This is a genomic window from Nocardia jiangxiensis NBRC 101359, from assembly GCF_000308615.1.
Classification (GTDB): Bacteria; Actinomycetota; Actinomycetes; order Mycobacteriales; family Mycobacteriaceae; genus Nocardia; species Nocardia jiangxiensis.
This window is the reverse complement of the sequence record NZ_BAGB01000174.1, coordinates 47,759-69,442: the sequence shown is the minus strand read 5'-3', so window position 1 is coordinate 69,442 and position 21,684 is coordinate 47,759. Positions and strand designations below refer to the sequence as shown.

24 protein-coding genes are annotated in these 21,684 nt (G+C 67.1%); 11 read left to right on the top strand and 13 right to left on the bottom strand.

Going from position 1 to position 21,684, the window contains the following annotated elements; all coding sequences use genetic code 11:
- Positions 1-40: 40 nt before the first annotated feature.
- Positions 41-1,285: a KasA/KasB family beta-ketoacyl-ACP synthase gene (locus ON40_RS46685; protein WP_040832467.1), complete on the bottom strand. Its 1,245-nt coding sequence runs from the start codon at positions 1,283-1,285 to the stop codon at positions 41-43.
- A 314-nt stretch (positions 1,286-1,599) separates the two neighbouring features.
- On the opposite strand from ON40_RS46685, the gene ON40_RS46680 reads away from it, so the two are divergent.
- Positions 1,600-2,595 carry an acyl-ACP desaturase gene (locus ON40_RS46680; RefSeq protein ID WP_040832466.1) on the top strand — a complete coding sequence of 332 codons (996 nt, stop codon included), beginning with the start codon at positions 1,600-1,602 and terminating at the stop codon, positions 2,593-2,595.
- A 16-nt stretch (positions 2,596-2,611) separates the two neighbouring features.
- Here ON40_RS46680 and ON40_RS46675 read toward each other — a convergent pair whose 3' ends face one another.
- Complete coding sequence (locus tag ON40_RS46675; RefSeq protein ID WP_373282097.1) at positions 2,612-3,352, bottom strand: VIT1/CCC1 transporter family protein; 741 nt, start codon at positions 3,350-3,352, stop codon at positions 2,612-2,614.
- A 520-nt stretch (positions 3,353-3,872) separates the two neighbouring features.
- Between ON40_RS46675 and ON40_RS46670 the strand changes: the two genes are divergently transcribed.
- On the top strand, positions 3,873-4,439 hold the full coding sequence (locus ON40_RS46670) for a Uma2 family endonuclease (protein WP_040832465.1): 567 nt from the start codon (positions 3,873-3,875) through the stop codon (positions 4,437-4,439).
- Between the two features lie 45 nt (positions 4,440-4,484).
- Positions 4,485-5,078 (top strand): pyridoxamine 5'-phosphate oxidase family protein, encoded by a 594-nt coding sequence (locus tag ON40_RS46665; protein WP_040832464.1) that lies wholly within the window; start codon positions 4,485-4,487, stop codon positions 5,076-5,078.
- A gap of 144 nt (positions 5,079-5,222) precedes the next feature.
- On the opposite strand, the gene ON40_RS46660 is transcribed toward ON40_RS46665, so the two are convergent.
- Positions 5,223-5,819: a TetR/AcrR family transcriptional regulator gene (locus ON40_RS46660; RefSeq protein ID WP_040832662.1), complete on the bottom strand. Its 597-nt coding sequence runs from the start codon at positions 5,817-5,819 to the stop codon at positions 5,223-5,225.
- Between the two features lie 105 nt (positions 5,820-5,924).
- Here ON40_RS46660 and ON40_RS46655 point away from each other — a divergent pair, with 105 nt between their 5' ends.
- Positions 5,925-6,653 carry an SDR family oxidoreductase gene (locus ON40_RS46655; RefSeq protein WP_040832463.1) on the top strand — a complete coding sequence of 243 codons (729 nt, stop codon included), beginning with the start codon at positions 5,925-5,927 and terminating at the stop codon, positions 6,651-6,653.
- 45 nt (positions 6,654-6,698) lie between these two features.
- On the opposite strand, the gene ON40_RS46650 is transcribed toward ON40_RS46655, so the two are convergent.
- On the bottom strand, positions 6,699-8,159 hold the full coding sequence (locus tag ON40_RS46650) for a flavin-containing monooxygenase (RefSeq protein ID WP_040832461.1): 1,461 nt from the start codon (positions 8,157-8,159) through the stop codon (positions 6,699-6,701).
- Here ON40_RS46650 and ON40_RS46645 point away from each other — a divergent pair.
- Entirely contained in the window at positions 8,151-9,245 is a 1,095-nt protein-coding gene (locus ON40_RS46645) for an AraC family transcriptional regulator (RefSeq protein WP_245568295.1), read from the top strand. The two genes, ON40_RS46650 and ON40_RS46645, sit on opposite strands and share 9 nt — an antisense overlap.
- A 45-nt stretch (positions 9,246-9,290) precedes the next feature.
- Here the strand turns inward: ON40_RS46645 and ON40_RS46640 are convergent, their stop codons facing one another.
- Positions 9,291-9,776, bottom strand: a complete 486-nt coding sequence (locus ON40_RS46640) for a nuclear transport factor 2 family protein (RefSeq protein ID WP_040832460.1) — start codon at positions 9,774-9,776, stop codon at positions 9,291-9,293.
- Between the two features lie 91 nt (positions 9,777-9,867).
- Complete coding sequence (locus ON40_RS46635) at positions 9,868-10,638, bottom strand: SDR family NAD(P)-dependent oxidoreductase (RefSeq protein ID WP_040832458.1); 771 nt, start codon at positions 10,636-10,638, stop codon at positions 9,868-9,870.
- A 110-nt stretch (positions 10,639-10,748) separates the two neighbouring features.
- Between ON40_RS46635 and ON40_RS46630 the strand changes: the two genes are divergently transcribed.
- A complete protein-coding gene (locus ON40_RS46630) occupies positions 10,749-11,375 on the top strand; it encodes a TetR/AcrR family transcriptional regulator (protein ID WP_040832456.1) in 627 nt (208 codons plus the stop codon).
- A 192-nt stretch (positions 11,376-11,567) separates the two neighbouring features.
- Here the strand turns inward: ON40_RS46630 and ON40_RS46625 are convergent, their stop codons facing one another.
- Entirely contained in the window at positions 11,568-12,647 is a 1,080-nt protein-coding gene (locus ON40_RS46625; protein ID WP_281033140.1) for an NAD(P)H-dependent amine dehydrogenase family protein, read from the bottom strand.
- Between the two features lie 13 nt (positions 12,648-12,660).
- Positions 12,661-13,488 carry an SDR family oxidoreductase gene (locus tag ON40_RS46620; protein ID WP_245568294.1) on the bottom strand — a complete coding sequence of 276 codons (828 nt, stop codon included), beginning with the start codon at positions 13,486-13,488 and terminating at the stop codon, positions 12,661-12,663.
- Positions 13,489-13,581: 93 nt separating this feature from the next.
- On the opposite strand from ON40_RS46620, the gene ON40_RS46615 reads away from it, so the two are divergent.
- Together ON40_RS46615 and ON40_RS46610 are read left to right on the top strand one after the other, a co-directional pair.
- Positions 13,582-14,184 carry a TetR/AcrR family transcriptional regulator gene (locus ON40_RS46615; RefSeq protein ID WP_245568293.1) on the top strand — a complete coding sequence of 201 codons (603 nt, stop codon included), beginning with the start codon at positions 13,582-13,584 and terminating at the stop codon, positions 14,182-14,184.
- A 230-nt stretch (positions 14,185-14,414) separates the two neighbouring features.
- Positions 14,415-14,945 carry a hypothetical protein gene (locus ON40_RS46610; protein WP_040832452.1) on the top strand — a complete coding sequence of 177 codons (531 nt, stop codon included), beginning with the start codon at positions 14,415-14,417 and terminating at the stop codon, positions 14,943-14,945.
- Positions 14,946-14,987: 42 nt separating this feature from the next.
- Here ON40_RS46610 and yidC read toward each other — a convergent pair whose 3' ends face one another.
- Both yidC and ON40_RS46600 read right to left on the bottom strand, forming a co-directional pair.
- Complete coding sequence (gene yidC / locus ON40_RS46605) at positions 14,988-15,821, bottom strand: membrane protein insertase YidC (RefSeq protein ID WP_040832450.1); 834 nt, start codon at positions 15,819-15,821, stop codon at positions 14,988-14,990.
- An 84-nt stretch (positions 15,822-15,905) separates the two neighbouring features.
- Positions 15,906-16,196 carry a DUF6412 domain-containing protein gene (locus ON40_RS46600; RefSeq protein WP_040832658.1) on the bottom strand — a complete coding sequence of 97 codons (291 nt, stop codon included), beginning with the start codon at positions 16,194-16,196 and terminating at the stop codon, positions 15,906-15,908.
- A gap of 204 nt (positions 16,197-16,400) precedes the next feature.
- Here ON40_RS46600 and ON40_RS49045 point away from each other — a divergent pair, with 204 nt between their 5' ends.
- Positions 16,401-17,312, top strand: a complete 912-nt coding sequence (locus ON40_RS49045; protein ID WP_169542026.1) for a CE1 family esterase — start codon at positions 16,401-16,403, stop codon at positions 17,310-17,312.
- 14 nt (positions 17,313-17,326) lie between these two features.
- Here the strand turns inward: ON40_RS49045 and ON40_RS46590 are convergent, their stop codons facing one another.
- Positions 17,327-17,965, bottom strand: a complete 639-nt coding sequence (locus ON40_RS46590; protein ID WP_245568292.1) for a class I SAM-dependent methyltransferase — start codon at positions 17,963-17,965, stop codon at positions 17,327-17,329.
- A complete protein-coding gene (locus ON40_RS46585) occupies positions 17,962-18,735 on the bottom strand; it encodes a DUF4184 family protein (RefSeq protein WP_040832448.1) in 774 nt (257 codons plus the stop codon). Before ON40_RS46585 ends, ON40_RS46590 begins: the two co-directional genes overlap by 4 nt.
- 128 nt (positions 18,736-18,863) lie before the next feature.
- Here ON40_RS46585 and ON40_RS46580 point away from each other — a divergent pair, with 128 nt between their 5' ends.
- The gene (locus ON40_RS46580; RefSeq protein WP_040832446.1) at positions 18,864-19,598 is read left to right on the top strand and encodes a VIT1/CCC1 transporter family protein; all 735 of its coding nucleotides are present in this window, start codon (positions 18,864-18,866) and stop codon (positions 19,596-19,598) included.
- Positions 19,599-19,607: 9 nt separating this feature from the next.
- Here the strand turns inward: ON40_RS46580 and ON40_RS46575 are convergent, their stop codons facing one another.
- A complete protein-coding gene (locus ON40_RS46575; RefSeq protein ID WP_040832655.1) occupies positions 19,608-20,636 on the bottom strand; it encodes a saccharopine dehydrogenase family protein in 1,029 nt (342 codons plus the stop codon).
- A 144-nt stretch (positions 20,637-20,780) separates the two neighbouring features.
- On the opposite strand from ON40_RS46575, the gene ON40_RS46570 reads away from it, so the two are divergent.
- Entirely contained in the window at positions 20,781-21,671 is an 891-nt protein-coding gene (locus tag ON40_RS46570; protein ID WP_040832444.1) for an AraC family transcriptional regulator, read from the top strand.
- Positions 21,672-21,684 lie beyond the last annotated feature (13 nt).

The following is a 21,684-nucleotide window of genomic DNA, read 5'->3' as shown; positions in this document are numbered from 1 at the left end:
GCGAAGCCCGAACAGTAGCAGGAGCTTCGACGGTTCCGGCTCAGTACCGGCCGAATGCCAGCGACACGTTGTGGCCGCCGAAGCCGAAGGAGTTCTTCACCGCGTAATCGATCCGGGCACTGCGGGCCTGTCCGGTCACGACGTCCAGGTCGATCTCCGGATCCTTGTTGTCGAGATTGAGCGTCGGCGGCACGACGCCGTCGCGGATGCTGAGCACCGTGAGTACGGATTCCAGCGCTCCGACCGCGCCGATCGAATGTCCCAGCGCGGATTTGGGCGCGTAGACCGAGGCGTGGTTGCCGATCGCGGAGTTGATCGCCAGCGCCTCGGCGGTGTCGCCGACCGAGGTCGCGGTGGCGTGCGCATTCACATGTGTCACATCGTCTTTCGACAAACCGGCGGTCTCGATGGCCCGCTTGATCGCCCGCGCGGCGCCCTTGCCCTCGAGATCCGGGGCGACCAGGTGGAAACCGTCGGAGGTGACTCCCGCTCCCATCAGGCGCGCGTGGATCTTCGCGCCGCGGGCACGGGCGTGTTCCTCGGTCTCGAGCACCATCATCGCCCCGGCCTCGCCGAAGACGAATCCGTCGCGGTCCTTGTCGAACGGGCGGGAGGCGCGTTTGGGCTCGTCGTTGCGGGTGCTCATGGCGCGCATCATGGTGAACGCGGCGATCGGGACGGCCTGGATGGAACCTTCCACCCCGCCGGTGACGACCACGTCCGCATCGCCCATCACGATCGTCTTCCAGGCGTTGGCGATCGCCTCCGAACCGGACGAACAGGCCGAAACCACCGTCGAAACACCGGCTTTCGCGCCCACCTCCAGTCCCACGACCGCACCCGCGCCGTTCGGCATGATCTGCTGCACGGCCAGCGGCGAGACCTTGCGATAGCCGCCGCGAGCCATCCGGTTGGTCACATCGATGTAGATCTCCACGCCGCCGATTCCGGTGCCCATCGACACCCCGAGCCGCTGCGGGTCCACCTCGGGACTGCCCGCGTTGCGCCAGACCTCACGCCCCAGCACCAGCGCCATCTGCTCCACGTAGGACAGCCGCCGAGCCTCCTCGCAGCGGAGCGATTCCTCCGGCTTGGCCTTCAGATGGCCGCCGATGCGCACCGGAAGTTCGAACTGCTCGATGAACTCGTCGTCCAGGACATCGATCCCGCTCTCGCCGTTGAGCAGTCCCTTCCAGGTGGAATCCACATCACCGGCGATCGACGTGGTCGCCGCCATGCTGGTGACGACCACACTGGGAAAACCCTTACTGCTCACACTCGTCATGCTCGACTCGCTTTCAACGGCAATCCTTCGGCGAATACACCTGGTGAGAAACGTTGGAGCACCGACAACGGCAGGCACGACAGCCGGCTCGGCAGGGCGCCGGGGATCGAGCATACCTTCAGCAGGAGTTTTGTCCTCTTTAACGCGACGCACCCTCCTGCCCTCGAGCGCCCGGCTGGGTCGGACTACATTATCGGGGGCGGAACCGATCGGGGTTGCCGTGTGATGCGCAGCTATCCGATCGCTATTGCACTCTACCGGTTTCTTCGCGCACCGTCCCACTCGCCGATCCGACTTGGAGGAAGGGCTTCATCGTGGCCAGGAACCTCACACAGCTCGAACTGCTCATGGAGTTGGAACCCGTCGCCGAACAGAACGTCGACCGGCATCTATCCATGGCCAAGGCGTGGCACCCGCACGACTACGTGCCCTGGGACGCGGGGCGCAACTTCGCCGCCATGGACGGGCAGGACTGGGACCCGGCGCAGTCGACACTGAGCGAGATCGCCAAGGCGGCGATGATCACCAATCTGCTCACCGAGGACAACCTGCCCTCCTACCACCGCGAGATCTCGGAGAACTTCTCCAAGGACGGGGCCTGGGGGACCTGGGTCGGCCGCTGGACCGCGGAGGAGAACCGGCACGGCATCGTCATCCGGGACTATCTGGTGGTCACCCGGGCGGTGGATCCCGTTGCGCTGGAACAGGCTCGGATGACGCATATGACCCAGGGGTACAACCCGGTGAAGATGATCCGGGAGGGCGGCGGAACCGTCGAGCAGGTCAGCGACCGCGGGTTCCTGCATTCGGTCGCCTATGTGACCTTCCAGGAGCTGGCCACCCGCGTCTCACACCGGAACACCGGCAAGGCGTGCGACGACCCGATCGCCGACCGCATGCTGCAGCGCATCGCCGCGGACGAGAATCTGCACATGATCTTCTACCGCAACATGTGCGGTGCGGCGCTGGACCTTTCGCCGGATCAGGCGCTCGAGGCGATCACCGAGATCGTGTGCAACTTCCAGATGCCCGGCGCGGGCATGCCGGACTGGCGGCGCAACGGCGTGCTGATGGCCAAGCACGGCATCTACGATCTGCGCCAGCACCTCGAAGAGGTGGTGATGCCGGTGCTGCGCAAGTGGAATGTGTTCGAGCGCAACGATTTCGGGCCGCGCGGGGATCGAATCCGCAATGAGCTCGGGGAATTCCTGCAGAAGTTGCAGGCCGATTGTCTGCGGTTCGAGGAACAGCGGGATCGGTCGCTCGCGCGCGAGGCGCGCAAGCGGGACCGGATCCCGGCCGAGGTGTGATCGCCGGGCCCCCAGGTCAGATGGCGAGGCCGACCAGATGGCCGATCAGGTAGGTACTCGCCATCGCCAGCGCGCCGCCGAGCAGTACCCGCACCGTGGCTCGCAGCACGGGAGCCTGCCCGAGCCGCGCACCCAGTGCCCCGGTGAGCGCGAGCGCCACCAGCACGGCGACCACCGTCACCGGGACGCGAATCGCCGTCGGGGTGAGGATCGCCAGTAGCGGCAGCAGTGCGCCGAGGGTGAACGACAGTGCCGAGGAGAACGCGGCATGCCGGGGATCGGTCAGGTCGGTCGGGTCGATCCCCAGTTCGGCTTCGGCGTGTGCGGTGAAGGCGTCGTTCTCGGTGAGTTCCTCGGCCACCTTCCACGCAGTCGCCGGCGAGAGGCCCTTGCCTTCGTAGATCGCGGCCAGTTCGGCCAGTTCCGCCTCCGGCTGTTCGACGAGTTCGCGCCGCTCCACCTCGAGGATCGCTCGCTCACTGTCGCGCTGGGTACTCACCGACACGTATTCCCCGAGCGCCATCGATACCGCCCCCGCCGCCAGCCCCGCGATCCCCGCGGTCAGAATTGTCGACCGGGTGGCCGTGGCCGCCGCCACACCCACGACGATCCCCGCCACGGAAACAATTCCGTCATTGGCTCCCAGAACTCCCGCCCGAAGCCAATTCAACCGCGCGGCCAACCCGATACCGTGTGGTTCCGGATGCGCCACCGGCGCAACCACAACCCGCTCGTCCAGCACTGCCTCATCTCTCAGCACGAAATAACGGTAACCATTTCCCGCACTTCATTCCAGCAATGGAAGGCTAGCCGAAATGAGGTAACCCATTGCACACCAAGGTTTTACAACCCTAACTTCCGACCCGGTCCACACGAGCGCGACCTGCGACAACGTCGCCCGCGAGCGGTATCGCGCCAGATTCCTTCTGCCGGAACGGCACACCACAGTGAATATCCTCACGAACGAGTCCGTATCGGAATACACGATACCGCCGGGAACAACTCGACAATCGCGGTCCGGCGAGAATCCATTCCTTCCGGAGTCGAATTCCGCCGAGTCTCCGTCCTCCGGGACCTCACCGACCACCCCTACAGCGTCCGTGACCGCACCTTCCGCAATCCCGCGGACAGCATCATCCGCATCCAGCAATCAGCCTGAGCCGCAACGTGCCGGAGACCTCGGACATCCTCGCGCGGCGCGTCTTCGACCGCGATCCGGGAAGTACACTGCGTTCAGCGGGATCGGGCCCGCCCGACGGATGGCCGGGAGGAGCGCTATGGCTGTGCAGTCGATAACACCCGCGTGGATGCACGAGCAGATCACGGTGGAGCAATACGAATCCTGGTCCGAGGAGCAGAGTGCGGGGATCGAGATCGTGGACGGGATGGTCGTCGTGAGCCCCAGCGCTTCCAAACGCCACAATCGCCTTGCCAGGATTCTAGCGAATTCGCTGGACAGCGCCGCGGGACCGGATTGGAACGCCGATACCGACTTCGATGTCCGACTCCAGGACGTGCCGCTGCACAATCGCCGACCGGATGTCGTGGTGTATCGAGCAGACACGATCGATATCACCCCCACCCGTCCCGAACATGTGCTGCTCGTCGCCGAAGTCGTATCCCCGGGTTCGGAAACTACCGACCGGATCGTGAAGGTCGAACAGTATGCCCGAGCGGGTATCGGGTTCTACTGGCGAATCGAACAGGCCGCGACCGGTGTTCCGATCGTCTACACCTACGTGCTGGACCCGGCCACGGGGACGTACCGATCAGGGGAAATGTTCACCGGGGTGATCAAGGCGTCCGCACCGTTTCCCGTGGAGATCGATCTGGGCCTGATGTGAGGCCGGTCGTTACACTGGCCGCAGGTTCGAGGGGAAGGTGTGCCGATGGCCAAGGAGTTCTCTCGGCTGGATGATCAACTGCGGCAGTTCATTCGGGCGCAGGCGATGTTCTTCGTGGCCAGTGCGCCGTCGGAAGGCGGACGAGTCAATCTGTCGCCCAAGGGATATCAGGACACGTTCGCGATCCTGGACGATCACACGGTCGCGTATCTGGATCTGTTCGGCAGCGGCGCGGAGACCATCGCCCACATCCGGGAGAACGGCCGGATCACCCTGATGTTCTGCTCGTTCACCCGCAACTCCAGGATTCTGCGACTGTTCGGCACCGGCCGGGTCGTTCGGCCCGACGATCCCGAATTCTCCGATCTTCGAACGCATTTCGGCACCGATCATCCCGGCGTGCGCGCGGTCGTGGTGATCCGGGTCGAGCGCATCGCCGATGCGTGCGGATATTCGGTGCCCTACTACGAACTCGTCGGCGAACGCCCGGTCCTGGACGCCCACCACGCCCGGCAGCCGGACGAGAAGTTCGCCCACCGCATCGCCGGCGACAATTCGCACAGTATCGACGGACTTCCCGCCCTCGACCCGGACCATCCCCTCCCCTCCGACATCCCCCGCCCCGACCAGCCGACATGAGCACTTGTCGGAGCGCACGCCGACTCCGGCGGCTCGCAGATTCGGCCCGAGCTCGGCCCGAGCTCAGTAGAGACCGAACAGCGCGGTCGGAGGATGACCGACCGCCTCCGCATTGATCAGGTCGCGCAACACCGAATTCGAAGATCACCGTGGGCCGGGATCCGTTGCGCGGGCAGCGGCCCCCAGATGGGCCGCGAGTTCGGCCGACACCTCGCGCACGAGTTCCGCCAATCCGGTGGACTGCGTGTCATCGGCCCAGCGTGCGAATGCCTCGACGAAGATGGCGATCCCGACCTGGGCCAGCAAACTCGCCTCCGAACTCGACGCACCACGTCGTTCGAGTGCGTCGGCCAGCAGATCGGCCACGGCGGCGAATTTGGTCCGCTCACGTTCCCGCAGTTCGGGGCTGTTCTTGACGATCGCGCGACGTTGCGCGGCAGTCGACGAGACGCGCTCGGCCAGCAGATCGCCGACCGTCACGAGACCGGCCAGCACGGCATCGAAGGGTGCGAGCGCGGCGTCCGCACCCTGGACCGCCTCGGCCAGCGCCGGGGCCAGCCGGTCGGATCCCGCGAACAGCACATCGCGCTTGTCGGCGAAGTAGCGAAAGAAGGTGCGTCGGGTCAGCCCGGCCCGCTCGGTGATCTGCGCGACGGTGACGTTCTCGTATCCGTGCTCGGCATACAACTCCAGCGCGGCCGCACGCAGCCGTTCCTCGGCTAGAGGGTCCCATCGCGGCATGACGACCATCCTAACCTGATGACTCAGAGTGTCATCACTGCTACGATGACACTCTGAGTCATCACTTCGCCCGTGCGACATCATCGCCGAAGAGCAGGAGAAACAATGTCCGAGTCAACTCTCACCGAGCAGCGGATCGTCATCATCGGCGGCAGCTCGGGGATGGGACTGGCCACCGCCCATGCCGCGGCGGCGGCGGGTGCGGCGGTCACGATCGCGTCCAGCAGTAAGGAGCGCCTGAACACAGCGCTGGCCGGACTACCGGACGGCTGCGACGGAGTCGTGACGGACCTGCACAGCGAGGACGACGTCATCGCGCTGTTCGAACACGTCGGCGAGCTGGACCACCTGGTCTTCACCGCCGGTGACGCGGCGCCTCCCGGCAGATTGCAGGACACCCCGCTCGCCGCCGCGCGCGCACTGTTCGACGTCCGCCTCTGGGGCGCGATCACCGCGGTGAAGTACGCGGCGCCCCGGATCCGGCCCGGTGGCTCGATCGCGCTGACCTCCGGGACGATCGGCGTCCGCCCGGCGCCGGGCAGGGCACTCGCGGCCGCCAGTGCGGCCGCGACAGAGGGCCTGGTCCGCGGACTGGCCGTCGAACTCGCGCCGATCCGGGTCAACGCGATCCGGTCGGGTACGGTCCGCACGCCGATGTGGGACGGCATCCCCGAACCGCAGCGCACGGAACTGTTCGCCACCCTCGCGCAGCACACGCTGACCGGCACGATCGGCGAACCGGAACAGATCGCCGCGGCCCATCTTCATCTGATGCAGAACAGCTTCGTCACGGGAACGATCCTGACCGTCGACGGCGGCCTACTGCTGGCCTGAATGCCACTGCGCGCCGAGCGGTCCCGCTCGGCGCGCAGCCCGGGCTCAGGCCCGCTGCAGCACCGGTGCGGGACGCACCGGCTCGAGCGTCTTGTCCAGATTGGTGCGCATCGTGGTGGCCGAATCCAGCAGGTAGTTCTGCCGGACCTTCCAGGGGTGGCGGCTGCCCTGACGGGGGAAATCGCCGATGGAACGTTGGATGTAACCGGCGGCCAGGTCCAGGAGAGGATGCTCGTCCAGGTGTCCGTGCGGCTGCGGGACGACGGCCGGATAGCCGCGACGATCCATGTGCGCCAGCACCTTACAGACCAGACGCGAGGTCAGGTCGGCACGCAGGGTCCACGAGGCGTTCGTGTAGCCGATGCACACCGCGAAGTTCGGCACGCCGGTGAGCATCGCACCCTGCCAGACGAACTGCTCGGACAGGTTGATCGGCGTGCCGTCCACGACCAGCGAAATACCGCCGAACGCAAGCAGTTTCAATCCGGTGGCCGAGACCACGACGTCGGCTTCGAGCACCCGGCCGGACTTCAACGCGATCCCCTCGGGCACGAAGGTGTCGATGTGGTCGGTGACCACCTCGGCCTTGCCCTTGCGCATCGACTTGAAGAAATCGGCGTCCGGCACCGCGCACAGGCGCTGATCCCACGGGTTGTAATTGGGGGTGAAATGTTCGGCCACCAGCGTCTCGTCCTTGAGAATGCGCGTGGTCAGGCCGGTCAGCAATTTGCGCGCCGCCTCCGGGCGACGTCGGCAGTACTGATAGAAACCCACATTGAACAGGATGTTCTTGGTGCGGATCACGCGATGCGCCAGCTGCGGCGGCAGCAGTTCACGGATCTTGTCGGCGTACTTGTCCCGGCCCGGAACCGCGGAGATCCAGGTGGGCGAACGCTGCAGCATGGTGACCTGCTCGGCCTGCTCGGCCATCGCCGGAACCAGGGTGACGGCCGTCGCGCCACTGCCGATCACGACCACGCGCTTTCCGGCGTAGTCCAGATCCTCCGGCCAGAACTGCGGGTACACCATCGTGCCCGAAAAACTCTCCACTCCGGGGAATTCCGGAGTGTGCCCCTTGTCGTAGTCGTAGTATCCGGCGCAGCTGTAGAGGAATCCGCAAGTGAGCGTGCGGGTTTCGCCGCCCTGGGTGACGGTGAGCGTCCAGCGCGACTCGTCGGTCGACCACTGTGCGCCGATCACCTTGGTGCCGTAGCGAATTCGCTTGTCGATCCCGAATTCCTCGGCGGTCTCCCGGACGTATCGCAGGATCGAGGGCCCGTCGGCGATGGACTTCGCATCACGCCACGGCTTGAACGGATAGCCGAGGGTGAACATGTCCGAGTCCGACCGCACGCCCGGATAACGGAACAGATCCCAGGTTCCGCCGAGTGCTTCGCGGGCCTCGAGCACGGCGTAACTCTTGTCCGGCAGCTCGGTCTGCAACCGGTAGGCGGCACCGATTCCGGACAGGCCGGCGCCGACGATGACGACATCGAGATGTTCCATATCTCCAGTGTGCTGGGGCACACGCGCTCCTTCTTGACTCTGCGCGACAAGTATTTGATTCTGGACGACATGTCGGTGATCAGGTCGGCCGGACTGCGAGGTTTCCGTGCCACGGTAGCCGAGCTGGGCGGGAACGCCGAGGAGTTCGCCGCCGCGGCCGGACTGCCGATCGCCGCCCTGGACGCGGACGATCTGCTGGTCTCCGACGAGGCCATGGCCCTCACGCTGGAGATCGCCGCCGATCGCCTGCACCGCCCCGACCTGGGCCTGCGGATCGGCGCACGGCAGGATCTGAGCATGCTCGGCCCGCTCGCGCTGGCCATCCGCAACTCCCCCACCCTGGCCGACGCACTGGAATGCACCTCGCGCTATCTGTTCGTGCACGCCAGGTCGCTGAGCCTGACCCTCGAACCCGACCCCTACGGCGACCGCTCGGTCACGGCGCTGCACTACGGCGTGCGGGCCGGGCTGCCGTCCCTGGTGCAGGGCACCGATCTCGGACTGGCCTTCCTGCACCGAACGCTGCTGCGGCTGGTCGACGGCCCCTACGGTCTGCGCTCGGTCGAACTGCCGTATCACCCGCCCGCACCGCGCGAGACCTATGAGAAATTCTTCGGTGCGCCAGTGCGATTCGACCGTCCGGTCGCGATGCTGCGAGTCCCGGGCAGCCTGGCCACCCGGGCGGTACCCGGCGGCGACGAACACCTGAACCGGCTGGCCATCGCCTTCCTCGCCGAACAGGCCGCCGACGCGGGCGGATCGATCGTCCCGCAGGTCCGCGCCGCGGTCGAACAACTCCTTCCCACCAGCACGCCCGATATCGCGGCCGTGGCCCGGCTGATGATGCTGCACCCGCGCACGCTGCAACGTCGCCTGGCCGCCGAACGCACCGGATTCGCCGCCATCCTCGACGAGGTGCGCCGGATCGAGGCCCGCCGCTACCTCACCACCACCGACCTGCCGATGAGTCAGATCGCCTCACTACTCGGCCTGTCCGAACAGTCCACCTTCACCCGCAGTTGCCAACGCTGGTGGGACACGACCCCCTCCGCGATCCGCCGGGATCACTCCCTGGCCCGGCCGTGAGCAGTGCACCGCACGCCTGTGCCGGACCGCGAACCGATTCCCGGATCAGCCCCGATCCGGGGACCGGTCCGCCCAGCGGTTGGCGGTGAGCCGGAAACCCAAGTCCTGCAACGGCATCGATGCTTCGTAGATGCGGTCGTATCCGGTGTGCGCGATATACCAGCGACCGTCGATGCGCCGGTAGCGGTCGTGGTAATAGGCCGCGCCACGGATCATCACGCCGTACTGGGGGACGATCACGGTGTCTTCCAGACACCATGTGCCACTGGCCGTTTCGCCATCGACCTCGATCACCGGGTGATTGCCCACGTGCACGGTGATGATGTCGTTCTCCAGCGCGGAGCGCATGTAGCCGACGATGGCGTCCCTGCTGTCGAACTTCAGCGGACCGCCGCCGGACGGCGAGCCGTAGGCCCCGGTGGCATCCTCGGCGAGAGTTCCGGCGAACTCGTCCCAGTTCTTGAGGTCCAGTGCGCGCAGATAGCGATATTTGAGCGAGCGAATGTCCTCGATAGCGGCCAGATCGGTCACAGAAACCTCCAGATTGTCGATCCGCGATCAGGGTAGAATACGTTTCAGTTTTTCGTCGCGAATTGCCGTGGACGAACTTCCTCCGGCGAGGTCAGGCGTGGGTGCCGCCGTCGATGCGCACCTCGGTTCCGGTGATGAACGCGCCGTCGTCCGAGGCCAGCATGGCCACCACGCCCGCGACCGTATCGGGCGAGGCGAATCCCTTGCCCAGCATCGGCATCAGTTTCATGAACAGCTGCAGATCCGCGTCCTCCGGCAGGCCCGGACCGCGGCCGTCGGTCATATCGCTGGAGATCGAACCCGGGGCCACCGCGACCACGCGCAGCCCCTGCTTGGCGTACTCCGCGGCCAGCGCGTGCGTCATCGACATGATGCCGCCCTTGGACGCGGCGTACGCGGCCATGTACGGGTGCGCGAAGAAGGTCGAGGTCGAGGCGAAGTTCACGATGACCCCGCGCCCGGTCTCGAGCAACGGGGCCAGCGCCTCGCGAGTCATCAGGAAGGTGCCGGTGAGATTGGTGGTGATGATCCGATTCCAGTCGGCCAGCGACAACTCGTGCGTATGCGCCGAGCGCAGGATTCCGGCGGCGTTGACCAGCGCGTCCAGCCCACCGAGCCTCTCCAGCGCGGTTGCGACTCCGGTCTGCACCGAGGACTCGTCGGAGATATCGATCCGCACCGTGCCGAATCGGTCGGCAGTGCCTCGTTCGGCTGCCAGCGCAGCGGTCTCGGCGAGTCCGGCCTCGTTGACGTCCGCGCCGACGACGGTGCCGCCCTCGGACAGGATGCGAAGCACGGTAGCGCGGCCGATCCCGGATCCGGCGCCGGTGATCAGGACTCGACGGTCGGCGAAACGTTCCATGGGGGACTCCTTACCCGATGTGAGATTCTTGCTGACACATTACGCCCGAGTGGCACGTCATGCCACTATGGCAATCTCCGGTATTATAGGACCGGAAGGAGGTGCCGAGGATGCCCGCAGCACGACCGGCCCCGGCATCGCGACCGAGCCTGTCCGAGCGACGCAAGGCACAGACCCGTTTCGAGATCGCCCGCACGGCCGCACGACTGTTCGCCGCGGAAGGCACCGCGACGGTCACCGCCGAGCGGATCGCCGCCGAATCCGGCGTCGGCCTACGCACGTTCTACCGGTATTGCCGCACCAAAGAGGATGCCGTGGAACCGCTGCTGTCGACCGGCGCGTCCCGCTGGCTGGACTCCCTCGCCGACGGACCCGCGCGCCTGCCCACCCCCGCGGAGTTCGCCGCCGCCGCCGCCCGAGCCCTGACCCCACGCGACGACGGCACGGAAATGGACGTCATGCGCGGTCTGCTGCGCGCCATGGAACAGGATCCGGCCCTGCGCGCGGTGTGGCACCGCGTCAACCTCACCGGAGAGCAGTCCCTGCTCACGGTCCTGACCGGCCTGTCCCCCGAAACCGACACTCTCCGACTACGTCTCACCGCCGTCGCGGCCGCCGGAGCCATCCGGGTGGCCCTCGAACAATGGGCCACCGGCGACGCACCCGCCACCGGCCCCGGCTCCCCCGCCGACCTCGTCACGGACTGCATGCACAAACTCACCGCCGGTCTCGGTTGACCTGAAACCGTTGGCCGACAAAGCCGTTCGCCGCACCCCGCAGGTAGCAGGGCGCGGCGAATAATGTTCCGGCCGAAGAGGTCTCGACAATCGCTCCGGAACCTCCGGCACGAAGCACTTCAGTGTCGGCGGCCGATCTTTCGGTGTCGGAACACTTCCCGAAGCGGTCGCGCGAGAATCGAGCGAGGCTGTTCAGCGGATGGTGCCGACTCCGGGGATCAGGGGCAGGTCCAGAGCCGTGACCCAGCCGGGCGGGAGGTCGTTGACGGCGGGGACGGCGTTCAGGGCGCGCATGCCGGTGGCCAGGCAACCGGCCACGGCGGGAGTGCGCCCGGAGCCGTCGGTGAACCGGAACGAGGTTTCCTGGGAGATGGACGGGGAGCCGAGGATGTCGACGCGGTAGACGTCGTCGCGGGTACCCGCGGGCCAGTCGGGGGCGGCGTCGAGACCGATCCGGTTGACGTGCTCGAGGGTGATGACCTCACGGTCCCGGTAGACGCCGTTGATGGTGAAGCGGATCGCGGCGACCGTGCCCGCCGCGACCGTACCCTTCGCGGAGCGGCGGTCGGTCGGGGTGACCCACTTGTCCCACGTGGTGGTGATGCGGTCCAGTTCGATACCGGCGGCGTGCGCGATCATCGGCACCGTCGCACCCCACGCCATGATCAGCAGATCCGGATGTTCCAGCAGCGCAGAGAATTCCGGCGGATGACCGATGCCCATCTCGAATTCGTAATCGCCCTCGTAATCGGTGTAGTCGAGCAGTTCCGAGGCGCGCACCGAGGTGACCTCGCCGCACAGGCCCATCAACGTCATCGGGAACAGGTCGTTGGCGAAGCCGGGATCGATACCGGTGGTGAAACAGGACGCGCCGCCCGCCGCGCACGCCTCGGCGATCGGATCGCGCCACACGTCCGGCAACTGCTGCATCGACGGCCACACCCACGGCGTCATGGCCGTGGAGCACACATCGATTCCGGCACGCAGGAATTCACCGATCACCCGGATGTTCTCATCGGCGAACTGCGCGGTGGGGCCGTAGTGCACCACCGCGTCCGGCCGCAGCGCGATCAACTCCTCGACCGAATTCGTCGCCGCCACACCAGTTTTCCCGGCCCCGCACAGATCGCCGGCGTCCACGCCGACCTTCGCCGGATTGCTCACGCCCACGCCGACCAGTTCGAACCGCGGGTGCCGCAGGACCTGCGCCAGCACCATCGACCCGACAACACCGGTACCCCACAGCACGATTCGCTTCTTCTCGTTGGACACGGGTCCTCCTGATTCAGCGGTGGAATTCGCCGCAGTCGACGGTCAGCATCTGCCCGGTGACGGCCGTGGCCAGATCGCTGGCCAGGAACAGCGCCGCGCGGGCCACCTCTTCGGGCGCGGCCAGCCGCTGCAGATCGGTCGGCGCGGCCTTCTCACGGTAGATGTCGTCGTGCGTGACACCCGCCTGCGAGGCGAGCCAGTCGAAGTACGCCTTGTTGATGTCCTCGTACACATAGGACGGCGCGACGCTGTTCACCCGGATCCCGCGCGGTCCCAGCTCGGTGGCCAGTGACGAAGCCAGGTGCGCCAGAGCGCCTTTGGAGAGTTTGTAGCCGGAGTACTCGGGCTGCGAACTGTAGGACACGCACGAGTTGAGCATGATGATCGAGCCCCGGGACCGCGCGAGAGCGTCGGCGAACAGCGCCGACAGCCGCAGCGGCGCGAAGACGTTCGTCTCGTTCGCCACGCGCAGGGCAGCCGGATCGATCTGGCTGATCGGATCCATCGGCGGGATGGCGAAGGCATTGTTGATCAGGCAGTCGATCCGGTCGAATGCGGCCAGGGCGCGTTCGACCAGTGCGACGCGCTGATCCTCGTCGGTGATGTCGGTCGGGACGACCGCCGCGGTGCGACCCAGCGCGCGAATCTCCTCGGCCAACTTCTCCAGACGCCGCGCGGTCCGGCTGACCAGCACGAGATCCGCACCCATGTGCGCGGCTTCCAGAGCCAGCGAACGCCCCAGACCGGGCCCGACGCCCGAGAGCACGATGACTTTGTCCTGCAGCAGCGGCACCGGGCGATAAGTCTCGGCGGGCGTGGTGACATGCGCGTCGGCGGGCACGACTCCTCCTAGAATTCCAGCAGTTACAGTATGTAACGACTTAGATGTGACAGACTGTAACGACTCTCGTCCGCGCTGACAAGGATGCATTTCGTGACCACACGCCATCGCCTCGGCCCGCACCGCGATCCCGCGGTGGACCGCGCGGTGCTCGAGGCCGCCCGCAGCCTGCTCGTCGAACGCGGATACGCCGCGACCTCCATCGATGCGATCGCGACCCGCGCCGGCGTCAGCCGTCCGGCGATCTATCGCCGCTGGCCGTCCAAGGCACATCTGATCGCCAAGGCGGTATTCCCGGACGTCGGCTCCGAGCAGGTCGCCCCCGATCTGATCGCCGAGATCCGCAAGGTCATCGGGGGCACGATCCAGCTGTTCGGCTCGGCCGAAGCGCGCGCGGCCATGCCCGGCCTGATGACCGAAATGCGCGCGGATTCGGGTTTGTATCAGAAACTTTCGGCCCGCCTGGACACTCCGACGCGCGACGAACTGGCCGAATACCTGCCCGCCGACCCGGCCTCCCCCCGCCCCGGCCTGAACCCGAACACCCTGCTGGACACGATCGCCGGTGCGGCCCTGTTCGCCATGTGCATCCGCGACGTCGAGGATCTGGACGGCTTCGCCGAATCGCTGGAGGACCTCCTGCTGTACGGCATCGTCGGCGCGCGAAACCGCACGGCGACAAGCGACCCCGACTGACCGGGACGCGCCGCGACGCTCCGGACAACCTCTGGCTGTTCGAACATTTGTTCGATACACTCACTGCGCAGCAGTTCCCGGAGCAACCACGACGGGCGTTCACACCGCACCCCGGACGCAGCGACCCGCTGCCTCACCGAACTTGTCGTACCCCTAGGGCACAATAGCCGTATCGGACGCCGATCAGGTTGCACCGCAAAGTAATCCGCAACCCTAGGAAAGGCGTGTCCATGTCCGAGCTCCGCTCGTCGACGTCCGATGACAGTGCCGGCAGCCGTTTGGTCGTCGAGGCACAGCGGCACCGGGAGCTGCTGCGCAAACCCGTCGAGGACTACCGTCGGCGACTGGTCGTGCAGGCGGGGTTTCTCCGCCCGATGCAGCGCTCACCCCTGCTCACCAGCGCCGAGGAGCGTATCGCGGACCTGATGATCGATCCGGTCCGCCATCGCGAGCTCGACCTCGATGCCTACCGGGCCGTGCGCGACGGGCTGCCGACGCGCTGGGATGCGCGCTGGCAGCGGTTCATCGCGCAGAACGGCTCGCGGGAGATTCCGATCGGGCCGCACAGCGCCGAACGTCGGCTGGGCATCATCGCCCGGCTGGCCTCGCGCGATGTCGAGATCGAGCAGATCCTGACGGTCGCGGCGGTGGTGATCGCGCACCCCGCAGGCCCGGACGCGGCGGTCGTTCCGCCCGTCCGGGCGACCAGGCGCGCTGAGGCGCTCTCCACCGCCGCGCAGCCGACCGGGACGCACGGATGAGATGAGGTGCGGCCGTGCGCCGCACCGGATCTCGACCGTCGGTCAGCTCAGCTGTTCGACCGCCGGTTCGGCGTCCACCGGCCCGAATCGCTTGTGCACGAAGTACTGCTGCACGAACGTCCAGGTGTTGCTGGTGGCGAAGTACACCAGCACGCCGATCGGCATGACCAGCCCGGCCGCGAGGGTGCCCAGCGGGAACAACCACATGGTCATGAAGTTGATCAGCCGGGTCTGGGTGGTCATCTCGGTCTGCCGGACCACCGAGGCGCGGGCGGTGAAATGCGTGGCCACCGCACCGATCACGACCAGCGGGATCGCCACCGCGGCGACCGGGCCCCAGGCCGATCCGGAGGTCAGCAGGGTCGCGGTCAGCGGTGCGGTGAACAACTTGGCGTGCAGGAAGGACTGCACCTGGGTGACGGAGAAGAAGTAGTTCGAGGTCACCGTCTGCGCCGCGGCGGCATGCACCGGATGCCACAGCAAGCGCACGATCGAACCGGATCCGGTGCGGCCGAACGAACTCAACACGTGCAGCAGGCCCACGAAGATCACCAGTTGCACGATCACCGGCAGGCAGCCGCTGAACACGTTGAACTGATGTTGCTGCTGCAGTGTGCGCATCTCGGCCGCGAGACGCTCCTTGTCGCCGGCGTGCCGTTCCTGCAACTCCTTCATCTTGGGCCGCAGCACCGACATGGTGCGCTGGAACCGCACCTGCGCCACGAACGGCTTGTACAGCGCGGCGCGCAGGGTGAGCACGAGGAACATGATCGCCAGCGCCCAGGCCAGGCCGCTGGCCGGTCCGAGGAGGGCGGCAAATCCGGTGTGCCACAACCACAACACGCCGGACAGGGGATAGTACACGAAATCGAGCATGGGCAAACACCTCACTACGAGGTACCCGCGAACGGGCCTATGGTGAACAGGGTCGGCGAAGAGGCCGACCGCGCAGCCGCGCGGTCAGCCGCCGTGTCCCGGCGCCCTGGGCCGCACCCGGCCCGCTGTGTCCGGATTGCTCTGCCGCAGGAACGATCCGCGCCGCCGCCGTTGCGCCGACACCGGCGGACCGGTGCGAACGACGACCGGCAGCAACCGCACCCGAGTGGAATGCGCCGCCACTACGGCCAATGCCACCATGACCGCGGTGCCCAGGGCCAGCAGGGAATTCGACTCACCCGCCGGAAACAGCAGCGCAGCCCACACGGAGACGACGAACGCGCACACCATCAGTGCAGTCCATCGCATCACCATGGCCACCAGAGTACCGGCCACGCGAACCGGCGCACGCCAGGGTTCCCGGCGCGTTGACCGGCCCGTCCGCCGGGCCGGGGCGGCGATCGCACTGCCCGCGAGGCGATCCGGCGCATTCCGGGCGAACTCGCGCGCCGACTTCGCCCGCTGATTCCCGGAGAATCCGTCCGGTGCCGGGCACTCGGGGCCGCCTATTCTGGTCGGATGAGCTTCGGGGAGGAAGGGGCGCCGATGTCCGGTGAGTTCACAGCGGCCGAGTTGACGGTCGACGGCCGGGTGCGCACGTTCGGGCTGCGCGCGCCGCAGCAGGACGGCGCGCCGCTGGTGCTGGCATTACACGGGAATGCCTCGCGATTGCCCTCGCAGCAGCGACGTCCCGGGCTGATGATGGACGAGTGGACCAGTTTCGGTGCGCACGCGCAGGAGTGGGGCATCGCCGTCGCCTATCCCGACGGATGGGATCGATGCTGGGCGGACGGGCGCGGCGTCACTCTCGCCGACGAGGCCGGTGTCGATGACGTCGCATTTCTTCGTGAGCTGATCCACTGGTGCGCAGCGGAATTCGGCACCCGCCCGGAATGGACCATCCCCGCGGGGATTTCCAACGGCGCGTTCATGGCACATCGTCTCGGACTCGAATCGAGTGATCTGGTGCCCGCATTCGGCGCGGTGGCAGGGGGTCTGCCGGTCGCGCTGGAACGGATCGAGCCCACGCACGCGGTATCGGCCCTGCTGATCAACGGAACGGCCGACGAGGCGGTGCCGATCACCGGCGGTTACTCCCGTCATCGTGGGCCGGATGGTGAATTGCGGGGCCGCACACTGGGTTTGGCCGAATCCGCCGCGTGGTGGCAGGCTGCGAACCGATGTTCGGGTGAAGGCACGACCGTCACCACCGACCGGTCCAGCAGACATGCCGTCGAGGGCGGGGTCGGTGGCAGCCGGGTCACCGCATGGACGGTGTTCGACGGCGGGCACACCTGGCCGGGCAAACCGACTCCGCCCGAATGGGACAACGGCCCGAACACCGTGACATCCACCGAATTCGACGCCGCCGAAGAGATCTACCGATTCGCCCAGGCCGCACTCGTCCCAGCCGACGCGCGCAAACTCTGAGGCCGAGGCAACCGCTAGGCCCGGCGACCGATCAGCAGGTGACCGGGCAACGGTTTGCGTTCGAGGGCACGATGTTCGACGGTCAGACCGACGCGTTCGAGGGCATCGGTCAGCTCCGCGACCGGACGCAGCCGAAATCCGTGCGCCGTGAACGGCAGAGAGCTCATCGCATCGGGATCGCCGATGCCGATCACGACCCGCCCCTGCGGCCGCAGCACCCGCGCCAACTCCGCACACGCGAGGTCGAGTTCGGCGACGAAATAGACCGTGTTGACGGTGATCACCGCATCCAGACTCGCATCGGCCAGCGGCAGTTCGGTGAGCGAACCCTCGAGCACCCGCAGCCGCCCGGTACCGATCTCCCGGGTGAACCGAGATCTGGCCCCCGCCAACATATCCCGCGAAAGCTCCACACCGTGCACCGTGCCGTCCGCACCGACCCGGTCCAGCAGCAGCGAAAGTCCCACTCCGCCACCGAACCCGATATCGGCCGCCGCCTCCCCCGGCACGATCGCGGCGCCCAGTACGCTCTCCTGGATCACGAATCGATTGGTGCGGTCGAGTATCCGCCCCACCCCTTTGCCCAGCAGCCCGCTCGGATGCCCGAGCTGACCGGCGACGGTGGACATCACACGTGCGACAAGCGGGTTCACGCCACGGATGCTACCCCCGGATAGGACCCCCGGCCCGAACGTGTCACCAACGCACCCGCCAGCAGCGAGATCGCCGCGACGTACAGCAACCGCACGCCCAGTACGAAGGGCTGAAATGCCAAGGGCATCAACGAGATCAGGATCAGACTCAGCACTGCGACCAGCCCCGCGGCCGACCAGAACCGGCGCGGCGCGCGCGCAACGGCCCGCGGCGCACCGTGCCAGGTTCGGATCAGTCCGCGACGGCCGATGTAGTAGAACACCCCGATCGCGAGCACCGCACCACCCACGGTCGACGCCTGTTGCAGCAGATACCACCACGGCCTGCCGAACAATCCCGAATGCAGCAGCACGGGAAAACGGGCCACCGCCCAACCGTGCCCGCCCGCCGGATCGTGGGTGAATCCGTCCCAGCAGATGTGCGTGAGCGCGCCGATCAGAATCGAATACCCCGTGACATACCACCGATGCCGCACCTCACCGAGTACGCCGTAGGCGGGCAGATCGAATCCCCCGAGCCGCGGCAGATGCGCCGCGATCGACGGCGCGCCCCACCGAATCACCACCGTCCCCACGATCCCCACCGGCAGGCACCACCACAGCAACGCAGCCAACGCATGCGTCTCCGGCATCGAGAAGAACCCCGCCACCGGATACGACGCGTCCGGCACCGCCGACCCCACCACCAACGCAACCCCGTCCCACCGCCGCGGCCACCGTATCTTCAGCGGAAGCACGGCCAGCGAATGCGAGGGAAAGGTGAGCGGCATCGGCGGAGTGTATCCACCTACCGGCCCACCTCCCAGCCCGGAATCTGCTCCCCGAGAATGTCGGCATGACCGTATCCCGGTGAGCGGCCTCCACCACCGACGCGTGGCGCGACCGTAGGCTGCTCGTCGTGGACAGGACGGTCGGGGGCTTCGGGGACGGGGCGCATCCGCACGAACCGCACGGCAACGGGCTGGCTTCGCGGTTGAACTGGTTGCGGGCCGGGGTGCTCGGGGCCAATGACGGCATCGTGTCGACCGCGGGGCTGGTCGTGGGTGTCGCGGCGGCGACCACCACGACCGCGAATATTCTGACCGCGGGTGTGGCCGGGCTCACGGCGGGCGCGATCTCCATGGCCGTGGGCGAGTACATCTCGGTGAGCACACAGCGCGATTCCGAACGGGCCCTGCTGTCCAAGGAGCGCAGGGAGCTGACCGAGGAACCCGATTACGAACTGAACGAACTGGCACAGATCTACGAGGGCAAGGGATTGTCCGAGGAGACCGCGCGCCTGGTCGCGGAGGAACTCACCGCCCACGACGCCTTCACCGCCCACGCCGAGGCGGAACTCGGCCTGGACCCCGCCGAGCTGACCAGTCCGTGGCAGGCGGCGATCTCCTCGGCGGTGTCGTTCACCCTGGGCGCGATTCTGCCGATCCTGGCGATCCTGCTGCCGCCGGTGTCGTGGCGGATCCCGGTGACCTTCGCGGCCGTGCTGATCGCCCTGGCACTGACCGGTTCGATCAGCTCCCGCCTCGGCGGCAGCAATCCGCGTCGCGCGGTCCTGCGCGTGGTCATCGGCGGCGCACTCGCCATGGCGGTGACCTACGGCATCGGCCAACTGGCAGGCGTTTCCGGTCTCTGAACCGATATTTCAGTCCTCGCCCACCTGCCATTGCGCACCCGCGGAGGTCAGGAATTCCAGGAAATCCGCAGGGTCCACGGCCTGTGCCGGAGTCAGCGCACCGGCGGGCGCACCCACCTCGACCAGACGACGCGCGGTCTCCACAGCGATGACCGCGGTGAGACCGTACCCATCGGGCCCGGTGACCCAGCCGTGGATCCGCTCTCCGTGCCCGCCGGTCACCCCGGCGAACATGAGCCATTGCCCAGCTTGTCGCGCCTGCATCGGGACGACCTCCGGAATCGTCTCGGCCACTTCCTCGGTCAGCCCGGTGAACAACGTCGCCACCTCCGTCCGGATCGCACCGCGCACCCGTCCGGCCGCGACGTGCCGGGGAATCGTGACCACCCCGGGCAATGCGAAGGCGCGCAAGGATGCGGGCCGGGTCTGCCCCGGTGGTGTGATCGGATCGAACTCCTCGCCACTGTCCGCATGCCAGCCACCGGCGGCGTACTCGAGCCCCGTACTACCGACGACCGCGAGCATCGATCGGGCCGTTCCGCGCGAAACGCCGCCTGGCAGACGAAGGTCCGCGATCAGAACGTCCCGGACGATCGATACCCGCGCGGCGGCCAGATGCGCGACCAGATCTCCGGGGACGCCGTCGTCCGTCACTCCCGGAACAACTGATATCGCTGATTCCTGTGCTGCCGAATCGAATTCACCGAGTATCCGATGGATGTGCTGCTGCTCGCCGGCGGTGTCGACGTAGTGCCGTCCGGCCGCGATCGCCGCACGAACCACCGGTTCGCCCCATCGCGTGAACGGCCCGGCGCAATTCACGACCGCATCGCATTCGGCGAAAACCGCTGCCATTTCCCGGGCTTCGTCCAGCCCCGCGGCACGCACCTCGGCGTTCGGCACACCCGCCTCCTCGGCGGCTCTGCGCAACCGCCGGACGTCCCGGCCCACCAGCACCGGTTCGATACCCCGCCGTCGAGCCTCGGTCACCACCAGCGATCCGGTGAATCCGCTGGCCCCGTACACCGCAATCCTCATCGCATACTCCCGAGTGATGATCCTGTGTCGGCCGAATGCCGACACCATGACGTTACGAACGTCGAATCGGATGATCCATGCCAGAGAGTCCGGAGAAGATGTCCGATCGTCCGGCGCATATGCATTCCGCAGTACCCTGAGACGGTGGACGTACTCAGCGACGCGGTCGCTGCCATGCGCATCGGCCAACCCCATTCCAATCGCACCGAACTGCGCGCCCCCTGGGGCATTCGCTTCCCGGCGCAGCGCGGTGCCGGATTCCACGTCGTCCTGCAGGGCGCATGCTGGCTGATCCCGGTGCAGGGCGATCCGATCCGGCTGGTGGTCGGTGACGTGGCCTTCATTCCGCACGAACTCGGCCACGCCATCGCCGATTCACTCGACACGCCACTGCGTGAGCCGAGCGAAGCCGATGATTCTCCGCTCGGCGAGCCGACCACCGTACTGCTCTGCGGCGCATACCTTCTCGACCAGAACAGAGTGCATCCCCTGCTGGCCGAACTCCCCGAGGTGGTGCATCTACCCGCGCGCGTGGGCCGCCATCCGACCCTGCGCGGAGCGATCGATCTGCTGGGCCGCGAACTGGACGCCGACCCGCTACCCGGTGCGCCCGGCGTGCTGCCGCCCCTGCTCGAGGTACTGCTGCTCTACATCCTGCGCGCCTGGCACGAGGAACAGTCGGCCCGCGACGACACCGGATGGGCTGCGGCCCTGCGGGATCCCGACCTCGCACCGGCCCTGCAGGCGATGCATCAGGACCCGGCCTCCCCCTGGACGGTCCAGCGCCTGGGCAGTCTGGCGGGACTGTCCAGATCGGCTTTCGCACAACGCTTCACCGCGACAGTGGGCATGCCGCCCCAGACCTACCTGACCTGGTGGCGAATGACCTTGTCAGCCCGAATGTTACGCGAGGCCGACCTACCGCTGCGGTCCGTCGCCGCACGCGTCGGTTACGTCTCGGAGTACGCCTTCGCCAAGGCATTCAAACGCGAGTTCGGCACGGCACCGGGTCATTATCGTTCCGCGCCAGAGTAATTCGCGACCGATG